Annotated in this window: 15 protein-coding genes; 5 read left to right on the top strand and 10 right to left on the bottom strand. The window is 69.8% G+C overall.

Going from position 1 to position 15,553, the window contains the following annotated elements; all coding sequences use genetic code 11:
- Positions 1-172: 172 nt before the first annotated feature.
- From ACWDLG_RS21365 to ACWDLG_RS21335, 7 genes are all read right to left on the bottom strand, one after another.
- Positions 173-802 carry a LysE family translocator gene (locus ACWDLG_RS21365; protein ID WP_354922766.1) on the bottom strand — a complete coding sequence of 210 codons (630 nt, stop codon included), beginning with the start codon at positions 800-802 and terminating at the stop codon, positions 173-175.
- 150 nt (positions 803-952) lie between these two features.
- Positions 953-1,984, bottom strand: a complete 1,032-nt coding sequence (locus ACWDLG_RS21360) for a tyrosine-type recombinase/integrase (RefSeq protein WP_449922321.1) — start codon at positions 1,982-1,984, stop codon at positions 953-955.
- A gap of 108 nt (positions 1,985-2,092) precedes the next feature.
- Positions 2,093-3,622, bottom strand: a complete 1,530-nt coding sequence (locus ACWDLG_RS21355) for a helix-turn-helix domain-containing protein (protein ID WP_449922319.1) — start codon at positions 3,620-3,622, stop codon at positions 2,093-2,095.
- 49 nt (positions 3,623-3,671) lie between these two features.
- Entirely contained in the window at positions 3,672-5,345 is a 1,674-nt protein-coding gene (locus ACWDLG_RS21350; protein WP_449922318.1) for an enoyl-CoA hydratase-related protein, read from the bottom strand.
- 384 nt (positions 5,346-5,729) lie between these two features.
- Positions 5,730-5,972, bottom strand: a complete 243-nt coding sequence (locus ACWDLG_RS21345) for a hypothetical protein (RefSeq protein ID WP_354922778.1) — start codon at positions 5,970-5,972, stop codon at positions 5,730-5,732.
- Between the two features lie 17 nt (positions 5,973-5,989).
- Positions 5,990-6,448: a ribosomal protein L7/L12 gene (locus ACWDLG_RS21340; protein ID WP_449922317.1), complete on the bottom strand. Its 459-nt coding sequence runs from the start codon at positions 6,446-6,448 to the stop codon at positions 5,990-5,992.
- 718 nt (positions 6,449-7,166) lie between these two features.
- Positions 7,167-7,316 (bottom strand): hypothetical protein, encoded by a 150-nt coding sequence (locus ACWDLG_RS21335; protein WP_449922315.1) that lies wholly within the window; start codon positions 7,314-7,316, stop codon positions 7,167-7,169.
- 306 nt (positions 7,317-7,622) lie between these two features.
- On the opposite strand from ACWDLG_RS21335, the gene fxlM reads away from it, so the two are divergent.
- On the top strand, positions 7,623-8,858 hold the full coding sequence (gene fxlM, locus ACWDLG_RS21330) for a methyltransferase, FxLD system (RefSeq protein WP_449922313.1): 1,236 nt from the start codon (positions 7,623-7,625) through the stop codon (positions 8,856-8,858).
- Positions 8,859-9,626: 768 nt separating this feature from the next.
- Here the strand turns inward: fxlM and ACWDLG_RS21325 are convergent.
- Positions 9,627-10,013, bottom strand: a complete 387-nt coding sequence (locus tag ACWDLG_RS21325; protein ID WP_449922311.1) for a nuclear transport factor 2 family protein — start codon at positions 10,011-10,013, stop codon at positions 9,627-9,629.
- 56 nt (positions 10,014-10,069) lie between these two features.
- Here ACWDLG_RS21325 and ACWDLG_RS21320 point away from each other — a divergent pair, with 56 nt between their 5' ends.
- Genes ACWDLG_RS21320 through ACWDLG_RS21310 form a run of 3 tightly spaced genes read left to right on the top strand, consistent with a single transcriptional unit; the run spans position 10,070 to position 12,566 of the window.
- A complete protein-coding gene (locus tag ACWDLG_RS21320) occupies positions 10,070-11,002 on the top strand; it encodes an ABC transporter ATP-binding protein (protein ID WP_449922309.1) in 933 nt (310 codons plus the stop codon).
- Positions 11,002-11,760: an ABC transporter permease gene (locus ACWDLG_RS21315; RefSeq protein WP_449922307.1), complete on the top strand. Its 759-nt coding sequence runs from the start codon at positions 11,002-11,004 to the stop codon at positions 11,758-11,760. Before ACWDLG_RS21320 ends, ACWDLG_RS21315 begins: the two co-directional genes overlap by 1 nt.
- A 2-nt stretch (positions 11,761-11,762) precedes the next feature.
- A complete protein-coding gene (locus ACWDLG_RS21310; protein ID WP_449922305.1) occupies positions 11,763-12,566 on the top strand; it encodes an ABC transporter permease in 804 nt (267 codons plus the stop codon).
- On the opposite strand, the gene ACWDLG_RS21305 is transcribed toward ACWDLG_RS21310, so the two are convergent.
- Entirely contained in the window at positions 12,545-12,862 is a 318-nt protein-coding gene (locus ACWDLG_RS21305; RefSeq protein WP_354918507.1) for a DUF952 domain-containing protein, read from the bottom strand. The two genes, ACWDLG_RS21310 and ACWDLG_RS21305, sit on opposite strands and share 22 nt — an antisense overlap.
- The gene (locus tag ACWDLG_RS21300) at positions 12,859-13,875 is read right to left on the bottom strand and encodes an aminotransferase class V-fold PLP-dependent enzyme (RefSeq protein ID WP_449922303.1); all 1,017 of its coding nucleotides are present in this window, start codon (positions 13,873-13,875) and stop codon (positions 12,859-12,861) included. Before ACWDLG_RS21300 ends, ACWDLG_RS21305 begins: the two co-directional genes overlap by 4 nt.
- Before the next feature lie 141 nt (positions 13,876-14,016).
- Here ACWDLG_RS21300 and ACWDLG_RS21295 point away from each other — a divergent pair, with 141 nt between their 5' ends.
- On the top strand, positions 14,017-14,580 hold the full coding sequence (locus ACWDLG_RS21295; RefSeq protein ID WP_354918513.1) for a GNAT family N-acetyltransferase: 564 nt from the start codon (positions 14,017-14,019) through the stop codon (positions 14,578-14,580).
- Positions 14,581-15,553: the final 973 nt, after the last annotated feature.

Below are 15,553 nucleotides of genomic sequence, written 5' to 3'. Positions count from 1 at the left end.
ACGCGGGGGAGAGGCGCCCAGGCAGCGCGGCGGGGCGGAGGGACAAGCGTCATCGGTGAGGCCCGCCACCCGCACCACCGCGCCCGCCATGCAGGTCATGCGGGTGCAGGCCACGCACACCGCCCATGGCCACGCACACCGCCCATGGTCGCGCACGCACCCACCACCGGCGCTACTGCGGCGACAAGGCCAGCCGCACCCCGAAACCCACCAGCACCGCCCCGGTCACCCCGTCGACGACCCTGCGCGCCCACGCCCGCTCCAGCCACGACCGTGCCACCTGCGCCCCCGCGATCAGCACCGCGAACCACACCATGCCCTCGAGGTTGTGCACCAACGCCAGCAGCAGCCCGCCCACCAGCGGCGGCGCCTCCGGCGGCAGGAACTGCGGCAGCAACGCCACGTAGAAGACGCCGATCTTCGGATTGAGCAGGTTCGTCAGCGCGCCCCGCGCCCACGCCGCCAGCACACCACCGCCGGCCCCGGCTGGCGCGGGCGCGGACGCCGCCAGACCCTCCCGCCACGACTTGACGATCAACGACACGCCGAACCACACCATGTAGGCCGCGCCCGCGTACCGCACCACCGTGAAGGCCACCTGCGAAGCGGCCAGCAGCGCCGACAGGCCCGCCGCGGCCGCCGCCCCCCACACCAGCACACCGGTGTTGATCCCCAGGGCGGTCGCGAACGCCTGCCGCCTGCCCTGCGTCAACGCCGAACGCAGCACCAGCGCCGTGTCAAGGCCAGGGACGATCGTGAGGAAACCCGCGACAACCGCGAACGACAGCACAGCCGACATCATGCCCCCATCATGGCCGCCCGTCGCCCGCCCCGGCCACGCGCCCCCGAGCAGGCGCATCCCTGACGTCATGAAGGAGCGGGGCCTCCGCTCCCGCGACGACAGCGGGCCCTGGACGGGCAGAGGCCGGCCACCGCCTGCCGTACCCGACGATCACCCACGCCCGTCGGGCGGCGGCTTCAGCAGCGGATGGACGCGCATCGCCACCTCCAGCTCACCCGGCAGCTCGTCACGGTAGCGGCCCAGCGTCGACAGGTCACTGTGACCCAGCACCCTGCGCACCGCGTCCATGTCGACCGCGTCAGCCAGCAGATGCGTCGCCGTCGTGTGCCGCAGCCCGTGCGGCGTCACCGAACGCCGCTGCGCCGGATCCACCCTCTGCTGCACCCTGTCGATCACCGCCTGCACGTCACCACGCGCCAGCCGCCGCCCCCGCCACGACAGCAGCAACGCCTTGTCGGCCGACTCGGCCCGCCCGCCCGCCAGGTACGCCTCCAGCGCCTCGGCCACCACCGCGGGCAACGGCACGTCCCGCGTCCTGCCGCCCTTACCGAAGATCCGCCAGTAGCGCACCCCGTCGTTGGTGTAGAAATCCTCCACATTGGCCCGCACCAGCTCCGACACCCGCGGCCCCAGCGTCGACAGCAGCAGCACGATCAACCCGTCACGCAGCTCCATCCGCTGGTCGCCGCGCCTGCGCCGCCCCCCGGCCGCCGGCTCGGCCGGCCGCAGCTCCCGCGCCGCCCCGATCAAGCCCTGCGCCTGCTCACGCGTCAACGCCCGCCGTTCGGGCCGCAACCCGCCGCGCTCCCTGGCCGTCACCGTCGCCGCCGCCATCGGATTGATCTGCACCCAGCCGGCCAGCGTCGCGTGCTTGAACAACGCCGAGATCGACCGCCGGAAACGCGCCTGCGACGAAGCGCTCTGCAACCCCCCGCCCGCCCCGGAGCGCCGCCCGTCCGGCTTGCGCGCGAACGCCAGCAAGATCGCATCCACGTCCTCGCCGGTCAGATCGTCGAGCACGGTCTCCTCACCGGCCAGCGCCACCAGCGTCGCCGCGTCACGCGCGTACACCTCGGCCGTCGAGGCCGACAGCGCCCCCGTCACCGTCCTGGCGCGCACCAGCTCCACATAGCGGTCGACCGCCTGCGCCACCGTCAGCCTGTTGAGCTCCGCCGGCCGCATGCCCCTCCTCGCCTAGAAGATCCGCGGCACGACCGTATCGAGCGGCACCGACAAAAGCACAGCCGGTCCGGGGCCGGCCGGCTCGTCCGCCGGCCCCGGACCCGCACCCTAGATGTCGCGGAAGATCTCGATCCGCGCGCCCAGCGCCGTCAACCGCTCGGCCAGATCCTCATACCCCCGGTTGATGACGTAGACGTTGCGCAGCACCGAGGTGCCCTCGGCCGCCATCATCGCCAGCAGCACCACCACCGCCGGACGCAGCGCCGGAGGGCACATCATCTCCGCCGAACGCCACCGCGTCGGCCCCTCCACCAGCACCCGGTGCGGATCCAGCAGCTTCACCGACGCCCCCAGCCGCGTCAGCTCCGTCAGGTAGATCGCCCGGTTGTCGTAGACCCAGTCGTGGATGAGCGTCGAGCCCTGCGCCGTGGCCGCGATCGCCGCGAAGAACGGCACGTTGTCGATGTTGAGCCCGGGAAACGGCATCGGATGGATCTTGTCGGTGGGGGAGACCAGCCGCGAGGGCCGCACCGTCAGATCCACCAGCCGCGTACGGCCGTTGGCCGCCCGGTACTCCGCCCCCCGGTCATGGTCGAGGCCCATCTCCTCCAGCACCGCCAGCTCGATCTCCAGGAACTCGATCGGCACCCGGCAGATCGTCAGCTCCGAGGAGGTCACCACGGCGGCCGCCAGCAGGCTCATCGCCTCCACCGGATCCTCGGAGGGGGAGTAGTCCACATCCACCTCGATGTGCGGCACCCCGTGCACCGTCAGCGTCGTGGTGCCGACCCCCTCCACCTTCACACCCAGCTCCTCCAGGAAGAAGCACAGGTCCTGCACCATGTAGTTGGAGGAGGCGTTGCGGATCACCGACACCCCGTCGTGACGCGCCGCGGCCAGAAGCGCGTTCTCCGTCACCGTGTCGCCCCGCTCGGTCAGCACGATCGGCCGGCTGGGGGAGACCGAGGCGTCCACCTTGGCGTGGTACATCCCGCCCGTGGCCGTCACCTCGAGCCCGAAGTGCCGCAGCGCGCTCATGTGCGGCTGCACCGTCCGCGTCCCCAGGTCGCACCCGCCGGCGTACGGGATCTCGAACTGGTCGGTGCGGTGCATCAACGGCCCCAGGAACATGATCACACTCCTGGTACGGCGGGCCGCCTCGGTGTCCATCGAGGCCAGGTCCAGCCGGGCCGGCGGCACGATCTCCAGATCGCCGCCGCCGTTGATCCACCGCGCCCGCACCCCGATGGAGGCAAGCACCTCCAGGATCCGGTAGACCTCCTCGATCCGCGCCACCTTGCGCAGGATCGTCCGGCCGGAGTTCAGCAGCGACGCGCACAGCAACGCCACGCAGGCGTTCTTGCTGGTCTTCACCTCGATGCTGCCCGACAGCCGCCGGCCGCCCACCACCCGCAGGTGCATCGGACCGGCGTAGCCCAGGGACACGATCTCGCTGTCGAGCGCCTCACCGATACGGGCGATCATCTCAAGACTGATGTTCTGGTTGCCCTTTTCGATGCGGTTGACCGCGCTCTGGCTGGTGCCCAGCGCCTCCGCGAGCTGCTGCTGCGTCCACCCGCGGTGCTGGCGCGCGTCCCTGATCAGCTTACCGATCCGTACAAGATAGTCATCTGCCACAAGAGGCAACATATCTCACATATGAGATCTTGCAGCGACAGGCGTGACCTCAGAGACCAGACACACCACGATGAGACGCAAGATGCTCAGGCGTCACCACCGCCTTAACCTTCCCCACAAAATCCCGCCGCGCCGCAGCGAACCCCCGCCGATCATCGAACATGTCCCGGCTCATCTCCGCCAACTCCTCGATCCGATACGCGTCCAACGGCTTGCGCCGCTCATCCTCCTCCCGCCGCGCCAGCTTCCTCCGCACCAGATCCCCATGGTCATCACGCCCCGCCAACCGCTCGGCGTACTCCAGAACCTCCTGCTCGAACTCCTCCCGCGACCCCTTCACCACCCGATCGGCCAAGCCCATCGACACCGCCTGCTGCGCCCCCACCGGCAACGCCGCACCCGTCAACTCCTGCGCCCGCTCAGCACCCACCCGCGCCGGCAACACATACGTCCAATACTCCGAACCGAACAACCCCATCGTCCGATAGTGCGGGTTCAACACCCGACCCTCCCGCACCAACACCCGATCGGCCCCCAGCGCCATCATCACCCCACCGGCACCCGCATTACCACCCACCGACGCCACCACCAACTGCCCCGTACACCCGATGATCTCCCGGCACACCCCGTTGATCGCATTGATGTTCATCCACGCCTCCATCTCCGGATGACGCGCCGACTCGATCACATTGAGATGGATCCCGTTGGAGAACACCTCACCACCCCGCACCACCAGCACCCGCGTGTCCTGCGCCACCGCGTACTGCAGCGCCTCCACCAACCGCCGGCACTGGTTGGTGGCCATCGCCCCGTTGTAGAAGTCGAAACTCACCACCCCCACCCGGCCGGCCCGCTGATACGTGATCTCCGAGAACCCCGGCTGAGAAGCCGGAGCCCGCCCCAGCCGCCGCCGCAGCACCGACACCGCCGGCAGCTTCACCCCACCACGGTCCTCACGCCGCAACTGGCCCACCCACACCGTCCCGTCCCCGGTGTGCACCAGCACCGCGCCACCCCGGCGCGCCGCCACCGAACCCGGCTGACCCAGAAGCTGCGGCCCCAGCCGCGCGTCGAACACCCGCACGTCCATCCCGCACAACACCGCCGCCGCCCCCGGCGCCCCGTCAGCGGCCCTGATCCGACGCACCACCCGATCCGACGACTCCGCCCACGAGAACTCCCGATCCGCCCGCCGCATCGCCGGCCGCAACCGGCCCCACACCTCGGGCCGCCCGTAGTCCAGCGGCGCCGGCACGAACGACGGGTCCTCCGCCTTGCGCGCCACCTCCAGCACCAGCTCCGTGGCCGCATCGGTCACCAGGCCGTTGTACAGGCTGCTCTTGCGCATCGGATCCTCCGGCAGCGCGAACTCCCGCCACCCCCAGATCGGCCCCGCGTCCATCTCCTCGGCCGCCTGCAAGGCCGTCACGCCCCAGCGCCGCTCGCCGTCCAGGATCGCCCAGTCCAGCGACGACGGTCCCCGGTCGCCGCGCGGGCCGGGGTGAATGATGATCACCCGGTGCTCGCGCCAGAGCCGCTCGGGCACCCGGTCCTTCAGGAAGGGGCAGATGATCAGGTCCGGCTTGGCCAGGGACACCGCCTCGAGCATGACCTCCTCGGAGATCGCGAGTTCGACGGTCACCTCGTGACCGGCTTCGCGCAACTCGATCCACGCGCGCTGGGTCAGGCCGTTGAACGCCGAGACAAGAAGCAGAATCCGCACTTTGGAGCATCCTTCAGAGCTGAACCTTCGACTAGGCAAGTGATGCTGACACGCCCAAGCAAAGCCGAGTGACAGAACAGCGCAAATTCCCGATTTTTCCGGCGCCGAGATCTGGGCGAAAGGGGATAAAGCGGGCATTTCGCATGGGTTTGTGGCGTGAGCGAAAGCCGGCCGCGCCGGGGGAGAGGGTGTCACGCGACCCGATGTGCTCGCATGATCCGCGACCAGAGGAGAGGCGGCGGGGGGAGCGGCGCCGCGCCCGCTTTGTGGAGCCGGTTGCGGGAGCCGGCTGCGCGCGTGAGCCGTCGAGGGCAGGCCGGAGGTCCGGTTCGCCCCGTTTTCTAAACCAAACAGAATTCACCTTCTGTCCGGTTTAGCGTTGATTCATAGCTTCCGTACGAATCGGGTGGCGGCGCGGTGACTCATGCCCGTTTCGCCGCGCACCAGGAAGACCGCGTCCTGGAACTGGCCCGTCGCCTTCAGTTCGCGCGCCTGGTCGGTGATGTCGAGGCTGGGCAGGAGCCGGTTGCGCGGATGCCGCGTCAGCCGTACGGCCAGGACGATCAGCGAGATGATCACGGCGGTCACGAGAACGGTCAGCAGGACGAGGGAGCCCATGCTCGTCATGATGCGATCGTAAGGGATCACAGTGTCCGGACGAAGGTCTCGGCGTCGCCCAGGCTCATGCCCGTCTCGCCGATCACCAGGTGCACGGCCTGCTCGGTACGGCCGGCGGCCTTGAGCTCGCGGACCCTGGTGGCCAGGTCGGGCCTGGCCAGAGCGGGTGCGGGCGGTCGCAGGCGGGCCAGCGCGGGGTGGTCGCGGCCCGCGGCCATGGCCTCGACGGCGTCCTTGGCGGATTTGAGTCCGAGGCCGGTGTGCTGACGCAAAAGCTTGATGGCGTGGATCTGCTTGCCGTCGGCGATCAGTGTGCGCAGGGCACTTTCCAGGTCGTGTGGCGGCAGCGGGCCGCCGGTGCTCATGTGGGTGACGGAGGTGCGGCCTGCGCGCGCGGCGGCCGTCACGACGAGGACGACGGCGATGGCGATGACGGCCAGGACGGCGACGAGGATGCCTATCTCGGGCACTCCGATGTTGGGCATGGCGTGATCGTACGCGATCAACGTTTGCTCGATAATGAACATTATGTCAAGTAGTGCATTCGCCGCGCTCTCCTGACGGAGGCTTTGACGGTTCGTGGGAAAGGCTGACCCGGGATGGAGGTGTCGCATAGTGTGGGTAGTCCGTACGTCGGATAAGGGAGCACACGTGGGGAACGACGCGGTCTTGTGCCAGGTGTGCCAGGGGGTTCTGCCCGCTTCGGGGCGTGAGTCGTACACGGCGACTCGTGCTCGGCTGATCGTCACCAACGGTTACTGCGAGGGCGGGTGTGCCGAGCGGATCGCCGCGCGGCAGCAGCCGCAGCTTCACCAGCAGCCGGTGGAGGTCGTACGGCAGGCGCCCGTGGCGGTGCCGCAGTCTCCTGGTGTACGCGTGTTGACGTCCTAGGTTCTTCAACCGGTCGTGATGGCCTGCGGGGTACGGCCCTGCGGGCCTTTCGGTGTTCGGGCGTGCTCCTCTCCCCCGCTGCCCGGTTCGGGGTGCTTCGGCCGGTCCGCCTGGGTCGCGCACGGTAATGGTCAGGAGCGGTTCGGTAGGCGCAGGCCGTTCATGAATTCGGTTTCGGCCTCTTCCGCGGTGGCGGCGGTGAGGATGGCGTCGGCCGTCTCGACGGCGTCGAGGCGTCTTCTGGTGAGCACCTGGCGGGCGGGCTGGCCGAGTCGGCCGACAAGGCGTTGCTTCTGTCTTGGCGGGTTGATCTCAAGGCTTCAGCGGGGTGCCGAGCGTGTCGGTGGTGGCCGCGATCCTGCCCTGGTGGGCGGTGGCGGGGTGCCGGAGGGGGCTCCACTTCTCCGCCATCGTCTCGGCGCGCTCCCCCGTGGGGATGAGCTCTCGTGCCGAGATGGGCATTCTCGTCGCCGTCCTGGCCGTCATCGCCCTCGCCGTCGTCCTCGTCGTGGCGGCCGCCGCCCATGGTCACGCCGCCCATGGTCGGCCCCTGCCCGCACACCCGCCTGCCCCCGCCCACCTGCCTTCCCCTGTCCTGCGCCGGCCTTCCTGGCGTTCGGCGGGAGCAGGCCCCTGGCGTGCGGGGGGCTGATCTTTCGTGGCGGTTGGGGAAGGTCCGGGTCGCCGCTTGCGGGTGGCATTGGCCGGGGCTGTCCGTACCTCGTCCGCAGGCCCGGGACTGTCGCCGGGCGAACGTAGTGTTGGCCGGTGACCGCAGACGCCCCGTCATCCGAGACGCCCGACCGCCTGCGCGCCGACATGGTCGCGGCGCTGACCGAGCGGGGGTCGATCCGCTCCCCCGAGATCGCGACGGCCTTCGCGAGGGTGCCGCGCGAGAGGTTCGCGCCGGAGGCGCCGCTCGAGGCCGCCTACTCCGTGCAGGACGTGGTCGTCACCAAGCGCGATGACGCGGGCAGGGCGACGAGCTCGATCAGCGCGCCCTGGCTGCAGGCGGAGATGCTGGAGGCCGCCCGGCTCTTTCCGGGCGCGAAGGTGCTGGAGATCGGGTCGGGCGGGTACAACGCGGCGCTGATCGCCGAGGTGGTCGGCCCGGCGGGTCTGGTGGTCACCGTGGACATCGACCCGTTCGTCACCGAGCGGGCGGGCCGTTTCCTGGCCGAGACCGGCTACCCGCAGGTGACGGTGGTCCTAGGGGACGCCGAGGACGCGGCCGACGGGTACGTGCCGGTCGAGGGCTTCGACGCCATCCTGGTCACGGTCGGGGCGTGGGACTGCCCGTGGGGGCGCCTGCTGGCCGTGGGCGGCCGGATGGTGGTTCCGCTGGTGTTCGGGACGATCACCAGGTCGATCACGTTCGTGCGTGAGGGCGACGGGTTCGTCGGGCTGGATCCGACCGTGTGCGGGTTCGTCGCGATGCAGGGCGCGGGGGTGCATCCGCATCAGGAGGCGGTTGTCGCGGATGGTGGTGTGCGGCTGACGATCGAGGGCGGGCCTGAACTCGACGTCGGCGCGCTCGACCGGGCGCTGACGTCGAGCCGGGTGGAGGCGTGGACTGGGGTGACCGTGCGGCGCGGCGAGTCGTTCGACTCGCTGAACCTGTGGATCGTGACCATGGATGAGTCTTTCGGCATGATCTGGCGGGACTGGGAGCGCGACGGCGGCCGGGTCGTGGAGCCCGCCACGCGCTGGTACTGCCCGGCCCTGATCACGCCGGACAGTTTCGCCTATCTCACCCTGCGCGAGGCTCCGGTGGACGGCGAGGCCGGGGAACGCGGGTGGGAGCTCGGTGTGCACGGGCACGGGCCCGGCGGCGCAGAGCTCATGCGGCGGCTTCATGGCCATGTGCGGACGTGGGATCGTGACTGGAGGGGGCATCCCGGTCCGGATTTCGCGCTCTATCCCGCTGAGGTCGCGGTGCCGGTTCCGGCTGTCGGCCGCGTGTTCGCCAAGCGTCACACCCGGCTGGTGATGGCCTGGGCGTGAGACCGGTCGGCCGTACCGTGGCCGGATTCAGCACGTGGCGATGCGAGTTGCCACAGTCATGAAGACCGGTTGTCGGAGATCGGGGTCAAGCGGAGAACCGGGTTAGGTGTCGCCCGGACACGGGGCCCTGGGACACCTGCGTCCTGAGTCACGGGGTCATGGTGGGGTCGTGCTGGGGTCGTGCGTCGCGGGGGTCATGCGGTTGCGTGAGGCGTGAGGCGGGGTGATCGTCCGGCTCCCCCGGTCTGCGCCGGTGTTGCCGGCCCGGGTGGGAGGTGCCTCTCCCCCGCTGGCGGGCGGCGCCGGGCGGTACGCGTCCGACGGCGGCGAGTTGGTGGGCTGGCGAGCCGGTCATGGCTCTGCGCTGACGGTGCGGGGGCCGGCGGTGCTGAGGGGTGGAGGTATGGGAGGCCCGGAGTGTGGGGCGCGCTGGGTGTCGTCGAGCCGGTGGATCGGCCGGCGTCGGACGCGGGCGGCGACCTCTGGCAAGCGCGGCGGGGATGCAATCCCCCACGGACCGCCGCACGGCCGGATGGGCTGTCGGCTTTCCTGGCCGTCCGCGGGAGGCGCCCGCGCCCACCCGTAGTCCGCGCCATCCGCAGTCCGCGCCCACCTGTAGTCTGTGCCGCCTGCCGCCTGCCGCCTGCCGCCTGCCGCCTGCCGCCTGCCGCCCGCGCTGCGCGGCCGGGGCGGGCTGGTCACCGTGTGCATCGATCGGTTGTCCCCGATGGTGGTGGCGGTGGGGTTGGCGACGGGGCCACGGGTTCGTCACGGTGTGTGATCGCACGGTTCCGGGTGGGTGTGCCAGTAGTCGCGGGTTTCGACGGCGAGGCCGTCGGGGTCGAAGCGGGCGAAGACGCAGCCGGCCAGGACGGTGGGCTGGTCGCCGTCGAGGGCGTGGACGTGGAACTCGATGGCGGCGCGGTCAGCGTCGACGAGCGGGGTGTGGAAGGTGACGGTGATGGGGGTCTCGCCGTCGAAGGACCAGCGGATGTAGTCGAGGATGGCCGCTTTGCCGTGGTGGGGTGGGCGGAAGGGCATGCTGGTGTGGACGGCGTGGTCGGCGTAGAGGCCGGCGAGGGCGTCGATGTCGTGGTGCGTCCAGGCCTGCTGCCAGGTGTCGGCGAAGTGTTGGGCGGCGGTGCGGGTGTCCATGGCGTTGATTTAATCGGTTGCGGTTTTGTCGGTGGGGTTGGTTAGGGTGCGGGCTCGTGGCTGCTCTTCATCCTCTTATCTACGCGCGCGGGCTGGTCAAGCGGTTCGGTGACTTCACCGCGGTGGACGGCATCGATCTGGAGGTGGCGCCCGGCGAGGCGTTCGGGTTCCTGGGGCCCAATGGGGCCGGCAAGTCGTCGACGATGCGGATGATCTCGTGTGTGTCGATGCCGTCGGCCGGTGAGTTGCGGATCCTGGGGATGGATCCGGTGCGGGAGGGGCCGGCGATCAGGGCGCGGCTGGGTGTGTGCCCGCAGTTGGACAATCTCGATCCCGATCTGACGGTGCGGGAGAACCTGACGACGTATGCGCGTTACTTCGGGTTGTCGCGGGCGCAGGCGCGGGAGCGGGCGGCGGAGATGCTGGAGTTCGCGCAGTTGACGGAGAAGGCGTCGAGCAAGGTGGAGCCGCTGTCGGGTGGGATGAAGCGGCGGTTGACGATCGCGCGGGCGTTGGTGAACGAGCCTGATCTGGTGTTGCTGGACGAGCCGACGACGGGGCTGGATCCGCAGGCGCGGCATCTGCTGTGGGAGCGGTTGTTCCGGTTGAAGCAGCGTGGGGTGACGTTGGTGTTGACGACGCACTACATGGACGAGGCCGAGCAGTTGTGTGATCGGCTGGTGGTGATGGACGGCGGGCGGATCGTGGCCGAGGGGTCGCCGCGGTCGCTGATCGAGACGTATTCGTCGCCCGAGGTGGTGGAGTTGCGGTTCGGGGGTGCGCCGCTGCGGGGGTTCACGGAGCGGTTGTCGGGGGTGGGTGATCGGGTGGATGTGCTGCCTGATCGGATCCTGCTGTATGCCAAGGACGGGGACGAGGCGGTGGCGGAGGTGCATCGCAGGGGGTTGGCGCCCTCCAGCGTGCTGGTGCGGCGTTCGTCGCTGGAGGATGTGTTCCTGCACCTGACCGGCCGGACGTTGGTGGACTGATGGCGCATCCGACGGTGGCGGTGCTGGAGCGGCATCTGACGCTGTACAGGCGGTTGTGGCGGGCGTCGTTGTTCTCGTCGTTCTTGTTGCCGCTGTTGTTCCTGGCGAGCATCGGGCTGGGTGTCGGCGGTTATGTCGGCACGGTGGGTGGCGTGCCGTACGTGGAGTGGATCGTGCCGGGGGTGTTGGCCTCGACGGCGTTCCAGATGGCGGTCGGTGAGTGCACCTACAGCGTGATGGGTGAGTTCAAGTGGACGCGGGGTGCGCACGCGATGTTCGCCACGCGGGTGTCGGCGTGGGACATGGTGCGCGGGTGGATGCTCTACATCGTGTTCCGGGTGCTGATCGCGGCCGTGGTGTTTCTGGTCGTGGTGGGTGCGTTCGGGGCGTTGGCGTCGGTGTGGTCGGTGGCGACGGTGCCGGTGGTGGCTTTGCTGGCGGTCGCGGTGGCGGCGCCGGTGACGGCGTTCGCGGCGTCGATCGATCATGACAGTTACTTCGCGTTGCTGTTTCGGTTCGTCATGATTCCCTCGACGTTGTTCGCGGGGGTGTTCTTTCCGGTGGAGCAGTTGCCGGCGCTGGTGCGGTTGGTGGCGTATGCGTCGCCGTTGTGGCATGCGGTGGAGTTGTGCCGGGCGGCGACGCTGGGTGCCGCTCCCCCGTGGCCGGTGTGGGCGCACGTGGGTTATCTGCTGGTGTTGTGTGTGGCGGGGTTGTATTGGGCGGCCGTCGCCTACCGTAAGCGACTTCAGGACTGATCATGGTGACCTTGGTGGTGGCCCGGCGGGTGTCGGCGGGGCGGGTCGGTGCGGTGGTGGGCCGCAATGTGGGGGCGTTGCGGAGCGGGGCCTCGTACTGGCTGGTGCTGGTGTCGGGGTTTTTCGAGCCGTTGCTGTACCTGCTGTCGATCGGGATCGGTGTGGGTGCGCTGGTGGGGCGGATTCCGCTGGGTGATGGGCGGGTGGTGTCCTATGCGGTGTTCGTGGCTCCGGCGATGCTGGCGGCGTCGGCGATGAACGGTGCGCTGGCCGAGACGACGTTCAACTTCTTCTTCAAGATGAAGTACGCCAAGACGTTCGAGGCGATCCTGGCGACGCCGGTGCGGCCGATCGAGGTGGCGCTGGGTGAGCTGACGTGGGCGATGATGCGCAGTGCGTTCTATACGGCGGCGTTCTTGCTGGTGATGGCGGTGATGGGGTTGGCCGAGCCGTGGTGGGCGCTGGCGGCTTTTCCTGCGACGATGCTGGTGGGGGTGGCGTTCGGGGCTGCGGGGATGGCGGTGTCGACGTTCTTGCGGGGGTGGCAGGACTTCGATCTGATGACGGCGGCGCAGTTCTCGTTGTTCCTGTTCTCGGGGACGTTCGCGCCGGTGGGGGGTTATCCGCCGGTGCTGGCGGCGGTGGTGGAGGTGACGCCGCTGTATCACGCGGTGGAGTTGGTGCGGGGTCTGGCGTTGGGGCAGCTGGAGTGGGCGCTGGCGGGGCACGCGCTGTATCTGGTGGTGCTGGCGGGGGTCGGGTTGTGGGTGGCGTCGCGGCGGATTCAGCGGGTGTTGTGTTCGTGAACGGCGGTCACTGAGCTGGTGGGCAGGGGGCCGTACAGGTGGGGGAAGGTCTCGTCGGTTCCGGGTGGGGTTTCGTAGCGGATGTCGAGGCCGGTGGGGTCGATCTCCAGGAGGAGGAGCGGCTCGGTGACGTCGGCGTAGAAGCGGTCGGTGACGGTTCGGGCTTGGCGGCGGTCGGCGCTGAGGTGGATGAAGCCTTCCTGGTCGAGGGTGCGGCCGCGGGTGGAGATGCGGTATTCGCCGCTTTGCTGGGCGTGGTGCCAGTCGGTGGCGTAGGCGATGTGCAGCACGGTCATGCCAGGGCCTCCAGGGCGAGGTCGACGTCGAGTTCGGTGGTGTAGAGGTGGAAGCTGGCGCGTAGTTTTCCGGCGCGTACGGCCATGCGGACGCCTGCGCGCTCGAGGCGTTGGGGGGTGTCGGGGTGGGGGCTGTCGAGGGAGACGATGGCGCTGTCGCCGGGCGGTTGGCCGAGGCCGGTGCGGAAGCGGTTGGCCATGGCGAGGTTGTGCCGGTGGATGTCGTGGATGTCGAGCTGGTTGAGCAGGTCGAGGGTGGGGGCGGCGGCGACGTAGGAGAACCAGGCCGGTGACAGGTCGAAGGCGCGGGCGTCCGGGTGGTGGGTGAGCGGCATGCCGTACATGCTGGTGCCGGAGTACCAGTTGGCGGCGGTGGGTGTCATGCGTTCGCGCAGGCGGGGTGACAGGTAGCCGAAGGCGGCGCCGCGGGGGCACATGAGCCATTTGTAGGCGGCGCAGACGAGGGCGTCGAGGCCGTCGGTGGTGAGGGGTAGCCAGCCGCAGGCTTGACTGGCGTCGGCGATGACGAGGGTGTCGTGGGCGCGGGCGGCCTGGATGATGTCGTCGAGGGGGGCGAGCTTGCCGGTGGCCGACTGGACGAGGCTGAAGGCGACGGCGGTGGTGTCGGGGGTGATGGCGTCGGCCAGCCGGTCGGGTGGTGCGGTGTCGACGTGGGCGGCGATGGCCCACGGGTAGACGTTGCTGGTGAATTCGATGTCGGGGATGAGGACGCGGGCGCCTGGTGGGAGGGCGGTGGCGAGTTGGGAGATGATCTGGGAGGCGGTGGAGCTGACGGTGATGTCGGCGGTGGGGGCGCCGATGAGGGTGGCGAAGGCGGCGCGGGAGTGGGTGACCTGGTCGTCCCAGGGTTGCCAGTCGGTGCTGCCGTGGCGCCATTGGGTGAGTGCGGTCTGGAGCTGGTCGTAGGCGGGGGTGGGCGGCAGGCCGTAGCTGGCGGTGTTGAGCCAGCCGGGGGTGGGTTGCCAGAGTTTGCGGGCGGCGTCGAGGTGCATGCGGGTCAGCTTAGGTGGCGCGGGTGTGCGGGCCTGTGGGGAGGGCGGCTGTGGGGGGTCGGCCCGGGAGCTGGTGTCGCCGGTTCTGCCGCAGGTGGAAATTGTGTCGCTTTCGGGGGGTGTGGTTTCTAGACTGCGGGCGTGCTCACGCCTTCTTTTCCGATCGTGACGGATCGGCTGTCGTTGCGTCCTTTCACCCGTGATGATCTGGCGGCTGTTCATGCATGGGAGCGGTTGCCCGAGGTGGCGCGGTTTCTGTACTGGGAGGCGCGGGATCTTGAGGGTTCGCGCGAGATGCTGGACCAGCGGGTGAGGCGGGTGGCGTTGCGGGAGGAGGGCGATCTGCTCGACCTTGCCGTGACGTTGCGGGAGTCGGGGCAGGTGATCGGGCAGGCGCTGCTGATCTGGACCAGCCGGCAGCACGAGCAGGGTGAGATCGGGTACGTGCTGCACCCTGACTACCACGGCAAGGGGTATGCGCCGGAGGCGAGCAGGGAGATGCTGCGGCTGGGGTTCGAGGAGCTGGGGCTGCATCGGATCGTGGGGCGGCTGGATGGCCGCAATACGGCTTCGGCGCGGGTGCTGGAGAAGCTGGGGATGCGGCGTGAGGCGCACCTGGTGGAGAACGAGCTGGTCAAGGGCGAGTGGACCGATGAGGTCGTGTACGCGATGTTGGGCTCGGAGTGGGCCGGCCGGTCGCGGTAGCGGGGCCGCCTGTTCGTAGCGGGTCGCCTCTTCATCGGATGATTCGGGAGATCTGCGGCCCTACGGTCAGCCTGTGACCGAGCAGCTGGTGGTGCGCCACCGGCAGCGCGTCGAGCATCGTCGGTGCGACTGCGACTGCGACTGCGACTGCGACTGCGACTGCGACTGCGACTGCGACTGCGACTGCGACTGCGACTGCGACTGCGACTGCGGATCGGGAGGGGTGCAGGGTGCAGGGTGCGGCATGCGGAGATCGCTGCGCTGTGCGGCGCGGAGGCGCGCTGGGCTGCTGTCGAGTGTGGGCTGGTGGAGGCGGCGTGTGATCTGGACGCATGCGGGCCGTGCTGGGTGAGGACCGTCTGAACGCTCTGCGGCGCCTTCTGCGACGGTCAGGTGTGGGGGTTCGCGCGGGGCGGGCAGGCAGGTGCCGCACTCCCCCGGCGATCCAGCGAGGGATTCCGTTTCGCCGTGGCTCCGGCATGCAGCGTGGCGCCGTGGCTCCGGCGAGGGATTCCGTGGCGCCGTGGCGCAGGGTCGCTGTAGCGCAGGCAGGGCGCAGCGCCGCGCTGGGCGGCCGGGCTGCGTGGCCGGGCTGCGTGGCCGGGCTGCGTGGCCGGGCGTGAAAGTGGCCGGGCTTAGGAAGAGATGCGTTCTGGGGTCGGCGAGGGCGGATCGGCCCCTGGACAAACTGCAAGGCGTCGACTCTGGCGCTCTTGTCCAGCGGGTGCGCCGGAAGCGTGCTGAGCGGGATCAGCCATCAGCTCGGCGAGTCGCCGGCGTCCGGCGCGTGAGGGCGGCGCCGCGGACGGTGGATCGGTTCCTGGCGGGGTTGTAGAGCGTCGGCTGCCGGCGGCGCGCATCGGCGAAGTCGGCGCAGAAGGAGACCTTCACCGACGCAGCCGGAGTCGCAGAACCTCTATGCCGCGCAGACGTGGTCGACGCGGGGCTCGGCTCCATCGACCTGCTCTACGGC

Source organism: Nonomuraea sp. NPDC003727, assembly GCF_053586935.1.
Note: the sequence above shows the minus strand (reverse complement) of the source record. Positions and strands in the feature narration are given on the sequence as shown.